The following is a 6,892-nucleotide window of genomic DNA, read 5'->3' as shown; positions in this document are numbered from 1 at the left end:
CGACACCAACGTGAACGCCACATCCCGCACCACCGGCTCCGGACCCTCACTCACCCGAGCCAGCAACCGCCCCGCCTGCTCCCCCAACGCCACCGCACTACGAGCCGACAACACCCACGGCACGACACCCGCCCGCGACTCCGGCCCGTCGGTCGCTTCTTCCTCGGCGCGTACGGGGGCGGCCTCGAGGATGACGTGCGCGTTCGTGCCGCTGTAGCCGAAGGACGACACGCCCGCCCGGCGCGGCCGGTCCACGTCCGGCCAGGGCTGATTCTCCGTCAGAAGCCGGACGTGACCCTCGCTCCAGTCGACGTGGCGGGACGGCTCGTCGACATGCAGGGTGCGCGGGAGGACGCCCTGCCGTATCGCCTGCACCATCTTGATGACACCGGCGACACCCGCGGCGGCCTGCGCGTGCCCGATGTTCGACTTCAGCGAGCCCAGCCACAACGGCCGGTCCTGCGGCCGGTCCTGACCATAGGTCGCCAGCAGCGCCTGCGCCTCGATCGGGTCACCGAGGGTGGTGCCCGTGCCATGGCCTTCGACGACGTCCACATCGGCGGCGGTCAGCCGGGCGTTCGCGAGGGCGTCCCGGATGACCCGCTGCTGTGCGGGACCGTTGGGCGCGGTCTGTCCGTTGGACGCGCCGTCCTGGTTGACCGCCGAGCCGCGCACCACCGCCAGGACCTGATGGCCGTTGCGTTCGGCGTCCGAGAGCCGCTCCAGGACCAGCACTCCGACGCCCTCGCCCCAGCCGGTGCCGTCCGCCGCGGTGGCGTACGACTTGCAGCGGCCGTCGGCCGCCAGCCCGCGCTGACGGGAGAACTCCACGAAGACGCCAGGGGTGGACAGCACGGTCACCCCGCCGGCCAGCGCGAGCGAGCACTCCCCCTCACGCAGCGACCGCACCGCTTGGTGCAGCGCGACCAGCGACGACGAGCACGCCGTGTCCACCGTGACGGCGGGTCCCTGAAGGCCCAGGTGGTAGGCGACGCGGCCGGAGACGAGGCTGCCGACGCTGCCGCCGCCGGGGTCGTAGTCGTGGTGAAAGGAGCCGGCGAAGACACCGGTACTGCTGCCCTTGAGGGTGTGCGGGTTGATCCCCGCGCTCTCCAGGGCCTGCCAGGACGCCTCCAGCATCAGCCGCTGCTGCGGGTCCATGACCAGGGCCTCGCGGGGGGCAATCCCGAAGAACGCCGGGTCGAAGTGCGCCGCGTCGTACAGGAAGCCGCCGGAGCGGGTGTAGGTCTTTCCGGGGTTGCCCGGTTCGGCGTCGTACAGCGCCTCGACGTCCCAGCCGCGGTCGGCGGGGAACTCGCCGATCGCGTCCTCTCCCTTGACCACGAGGTCCCACAGGTGGTCCGGCGAGGACACGCCGCCGGGCAGTCGGCAGGCCATGCCGACGATCGCGACGGGTTCGGTACGGCGGCTCTCCAGTGCCTGCAACCGGCCACGCGTGGCGTGCAGCTCCTCGGAAACCGCCTTGAGGTACTTCAGCAGCTCTTCTTCGGTGGGCATGAGCTCACTCTCAACTCGGTTCGGTGGGCGACGTGTCGCCGGAGACGGAGATGCCGAGGTTCTTGGTGACGAAGTCGAGGACTTCCGCCGCGCTCGCGGATTCGAGGCCGGTCGGCACGTGTTCTTCGGCCTCCACCACGGACTCCGGTGACGTCCATGGCTCCGACAGGCTGCGGAAGGTCTCGGCCAGCGCGGTCCGCTGGGCGCCGGTGAGGTCCAGTGCGGTCAGATGGCTCCTGATCCTGGTGAGGTCGGCCATCACCTGCTCGTAGGTCGGTTCGCCGGTGTCCCGTGCCGGGGCGAGTCCGGCGAGCAGGTGGTCGGCCAGGGCGCTCGGGCTGGGATGGTCGAACACGGCGGTCGAGCTGAGCTTCAGGCCGGTACGGCTGCTGACCCGGTTGCGCAGCTCGACGGCGGTGAGCGAGTCGAACCCGAGATCGCGGAAGGCGCCGTCGGCGGGTATCTGGCGCGGGTCGCTGTGCCCGAGGACCCGGGCCACCTCGGCGCGGAGCAGGTCGAGCAACTCCGCGCGCCGCCGCTCGGCGGGCAGTCGGCGCAGCCGGCTCTCCAGCGACTCCTCCGCCACCGCCGGGACCGTGTCCGCGGCGGTCCGCCGACGGGCGGCGGGCGCGAGGTCCCGCAGGAGCACCGGGGCGGTGTCCGCGCGCAGGGCCGTGGTGTCGACCCGCACCGGGACGACGAACGGTACGGCGGCGGTCAGCGCCCGGTCGAAGGCGGCCAGGCCCTCCTCGGTGCCGGTCGGCAGCAGTCCGGTGCGGGCGATGCGGCTGCGGTCGGCGGTGCCGAGGCGGGCTGTCATCGTGCTGGTGGTGGTCCACATGCCCCAGGCGAGGGAGACCGCCGGGCGGCCGGCCGCGTGCCGTCGGGCGGCGAACGCGTCCAGGTAGGCGTTGGCGGCGGCGTAGTTCGCCTGGCCGGGCGTGCCCAGCACACCGGCCGCCGAGGAGAACACCACGAAGGCCGCCAGGTCGGCGTCCGCAGTCAGCTCGTGCAGATGCCGCACCGCGTCCGCCTTCGGCCGCAGCACCGTGTCGAGCCGCTGCGGCGTGAGGGATTCCAGGACGCCGTCGTCGAGGACACCGGCGGTGTGCACGACGGCGGTCGGCGGATGCTCCGCCGGGATGCCGGCCAGTGCCCGGGCGAGCTGGTCGCGGTCGGCGACGTCGCAGGCGACCGACTGCGCGGTCACTCCGTGGTCGAGCAGGTCCTCGGGCAGCGGTGCGCCGCTGCGGCTGAGCAGCAGCAGCCGTCGGACGCCGTGTTCGGTGACGAGCCGCCGTACGACGAGCTGGGCCAGGGTGCCGCTCGCGCCGGTGACGACGACCGTGCCGTCGGGGTCGAGCGGCCGGGGGATCGTCAGGACCACCGGGCCGGTGCGACCGGGCCCGGCCGGGTAGGCCTCGACGGCGTTGCGCACGTCGTGGGCGTGCACCGGCGGCGCCGGCGCGTCCCCGGCGAACAGGCCGGCGAGGGCGGCGAGGATCTCCCGCCGCCTGGCGGGCTCGATGTCGGAGAGGCCGACCGGCACCGGTTGCGGCCGCTGGTCGTCGCCCGGCGGCTCGTACCGGCCGGACACGGCCACGTACCGGCCGTCGGCGGCGAGCAGCACGGCCGACGCGGCGGCGGTGTCGCCGCCGCGCGGGTCGAGGACCACGTCGAGGCCCGCCGGGACCGTCTTGGGGAACGCGTCGGCTCCGGGTTCGGCGAGGTGCTCCTCGTCCAGTCCGAGGCCGCGCAGCGCGTCCCGGGCGTCGGCCGGGGCGGTGGCGTAGACCTCGGCGCCCAGGTGGCGGGCGAGCCGGACGGCGGCCAGCCCGACGTCCGTGGCGGCGGCTTGGACCAGCACCTGCTGTCCGGCCCGCAGCCCGGCCACGTCCACCAGGCCGTGCCAGGCGGTGAGGAACGCTCGCGGGGCCGCCGCGGCCTGCGCGAAGCTCCAGCCGCTCGGTACCGGGAGCACGTCCCGGTGGTCGGTCACCGCGTGCCGCCCCAGGGCGTCGCCGCGCGGGAACAGGCCGAACACGCGGTCGCCCACGGTGAGTCCGGTGACCTCCGGCCCGGTCTGCGTCACCACGCCCGCGCCCTCGGTGCACGGCGCCGCACCGGTGTCCGGGTCGCCGGGGCCCGTCGCGGCGGCCCGCATCGACACGCGGATCTCGCGCGCGCCGAGCGGCGCGTCACTGTCCGGTCCCGCGACCAGGGCGAGACTGTCCGGGCCGGCGGCCCGCAGCAGCCAGGTGGGCGCGTCCGGCAACGGCAGCAGGGCGGGCCCGGTGCGGGTGAGGCGGGGCGCGTACGGCTGCCCGTCGCGGACGGCGATCTGCGGTTCGCCGGTGGCGGCGGCCCGGGCGAGCGTCTCGTCCGACCAGGTGTCCACGTCGACGAGGAGCAGTCGGCCGGGGTGCTCGGCCTGGGCGGAACGCAGCATGCCCCACACCGCGGCGGTCACCGGGTCGGGCCGTTCCATGAGGGTGCCCCGGGTGACGACGGCGAGCCGTGCGCCGGTGTGCTCGGGAGCGGCCAGGAACCGCTGGGTGAGCTCCAGCACCTCGGCAAGCCGGGACCGCAGGTCGCCGCCGGGTTCGACATGGGCGACGGTGAGGTCGGCCGTCGGTGTCGCGGCCGCGGCCGCGACCGGCAGGGCATGCCAGCGCAGGTGCAGTCCGCCGTGCCGCTCGGGAGCCGCGCCCGCGGTCATCGGCCGCAGCACCAGCTCCTCCACGGTGATGACAGGGCGGCCGGCGGTGTCGGCCGCAGCCAGCGAGACGGTGCCGTCACCGGTCGCGGCGAGCCGTACGCGCAGTGCCGGTGCCCGGGTCGCCGCCAGGGTGACGCCCGTCCAGGAGAACGGCAGCAGCGGCTGTGCGGCATCAGTGCCGGCCAGGCCCGGCAGGCCGAGGGTGACGCTGTGCAGGGCGGCGTCCAGCAGCGCCGGGTGCAGACCGAACGCGCCGGTCTCGGTGGGCAGTTCGATCTCCGCGTACAGCCCCCGGGGGGTGCGCCAGGCGGCCCGCAGGCCGCGGAACGCCGGGCCGTAGCCGTAGCCGCGGTCGGCCAGGCCCTCGTAGAACCCGTCCAGGGGGACGGGCTGGGCGTCGGCGGGCGGCCAGGCCCACTCGGTGTCCGGCTGCGGGACCGCCGGCGCGAGGACGCCTGCGGCGTGCCGCACGGGCGGCTCGCCCGTGGCGGGTGAGGCGGGCGGCGTGGCCGAGGAATGCACGGTGACCGCTCGGCGGCCCGCCTCGTCCGGCGCGCCGACGACCACCTGGAGGTACACGGCGGTGCCGGACGGCAGGGCGAGCGGGGTGTGCAGAGTCAGCTCCTCCACCAGCGGACAGCCGACCTCGGCGCCGGCGTGCAGGACCAGTTCCAGGAAGGCGGTGCCTGGCAGCAGTACCGTGCCACCCACCGCGTGGTCGACGAGCCAGGGATGCGCGGCGGGCAGCACCCGTCCGGTGAGGACGGTCTGCCCGTCGGGCAGATGCACGGCGGCGCCGAGCAGCGGGTGCCGGGTGGCGTTCAGGCCCGCGGCGCGCAGACCGGCCGCGGACTCGTCGGCCGCCTGCCAGTAGCGCCGCCCGGCGAACGGGTAGCCCGGCAGTTCCACCCGGCGTCCGCCGGGCAGCAGCCGCTGCCAGGCCACGGGCAGGCCGGCCGTGAACGGCTCGGCGAGAGCGCGGGCCAGGGCCAAGGGCTCGGGCCGGTCGGAGGTGAGCGCGCAGACGGCGACGTAGCCGCCGTTGTCGAGGACCGTGTCGAGGGTCGCGTGCACCATCGGGGTCAGCACGGCCTCCGGACCGATCTCCAAGTAGGTGGTGACTCCCAGGCCGGCCAGGCACCGCACCCCGTCGGCGAAGCGCACGGCCCGGCGGACGTGCTCCACCCAGTACCCGGGCGTGCACAGCCGCTCCGGGTCGGCGAGATCACCGGTGAGGTTGGACACCACCGGGATCCGCGGCGGCCGGAACTCCAGCCCGGCCAGCACGTCGGCGAACGCGTCGAGCATCGGGTCCATGCGGTGCGAGTGGAAGGCGTGGGACACCGACAGCCGACGGACCCGGCGCCCGGCGGCCCGGAAGTGCTCGGCGACGGCGAGTACGGCCGTCTCGTCCCCGGAGACCACCACCGCCTGCGGTCCGTTGACCGCCGCGATGCCGACCGTGTTCGTCAGTGATGCCTGTTCGAGGTGGGCCCTGGCCTCCTCTTCGCCGACGGCGAGCGCCACCATCGCGCCGCCTTCCGGCAGGGCCTGCATCAGCCGTCCGCGTGCCGCGACGAGCGCGCACGCGTCGGGCAGGGACAGCACGCCCGCCGCACAGGCCGCGGTGATCTCGCCCAGGGAGTGCCCCATGACGTAGTCGGGCGTCACCCCCCACGACCGCAGCAGTTCCAGCAGCGACATCTCCAGCGCGAACAGCGCGGTCTGCGTGTACATGCTCTGATCGAGCAGCGCCGCCAGAGGGGAGTCGGCGGCCGCGAACACGACGTCCCGCAGCGGGTGTTCGGCGTATCCGTCGAGGTGCGCGTCGACCGCGGCGCACATGGCGTCGAACGTCTCGGCGAAGACCGGGTACCGCTCGTGGAGTTCCCGGCCCATCCGGGCGCGCTGCGCGCCCTGTCCGGAGAACACCAGCGCCAGTCCGCCCGCCCCCGCGGGCCCCACCGTGCCGACGACCGCGTCCGGCGCGTCCTCGCCCCCGGCGAGGGCGGCCAGCGCGCCGGTGAGCGCGTCCCGGTCGGCGCCCAGCAGGACGGCCCTGTGGTCCATGAGGGCCCGTCCGGCGGCGAGGGTGAATCCGACGTCGCGAGGGTCGAGGCCAGGGTCGTCGTCCAGCCGCGCCAGCAGCCGCGCTGCCTGCCGCCGCACGCCGTCACCCGTCCTCGCCGACAGCACCCAAGGGATCACGGGCGTGTCCTCGGCCGACTCCGGCTCCGGCTCCACCGCCTCCTGCGCCGGTGGTGCCTCGAGGATGACGTGGGCGTTCGTGCCGCTGATACCGAAGGAGGAGACGGCGGAGCGGCGTGGGCGGTCGAGTTCGGGCCACTGCTGGGCTGTGGTGAGCAGGCTGACCGCGCCGGAGTCCCAGTCGACGTGATGGGACGGGGTGTCCGCGTGCAGCGTGCGGGGCATCAGCCCGTGCCGCATCGCCTCCACCATCTTGATCACACCGGCGACACCCGCGGCGGCCTGCGCGTGCCCGATGTTCGACTTGATCGAGCCCAGCCACAACGGCCGGTCCTGCGGCCGGTCCTGACCGTAGGTCGCCAGCAGCGCCTGCGCCTCGATCGGGTCGCCCAGTGCGGTGCCGGTGCCGTGTGCCTCGACCACGTCCACATCCGAAGGCGACAGCCG

At 74.8% G+C, this 6,892-nt stretch carries 2 protein-coding genes; both read right to left on the bottom strand.

The genetic code is table 11. The features are described from left to right. A partial coding sequence (locus AB0K92_RS33335; RefSeq protein ID WP_365929015.1) for a beta-ketoacyl synthase N-terminal-like domain-containing protein occupies positions 1-1,518 on the bottom strand: 1,518 nt, incomplete at its 3' end. 10 nt (positions 1,519-1,528) lie between these two features. Beyond that, complete coding sequence (locus AB0K92_RS33330; protein ID WP_365929014.1) at positions 1,529-6,868, bottom strand: SDR family NAD(P)-dependent oxidoreductase; 5,340 nt, start codon at positions 6,866-6,868, stop codon at positions 1,529-1,531. Between the last annotated feature and the right edge of the window lie 24 nt (positions 6,869-6,892).

The organism is Streptomyces sp. NPDC052687 (genome assembly GCF_040678395.1).
Classification (GTDB): Bacteria; Actinomycetota; Actinomycetes; order Streptomycetales; family Streptomycetaceae; genus Streptomyces.
This window is presented reverse-complemented; position numbering and strand designations above follow the sequence as displayed.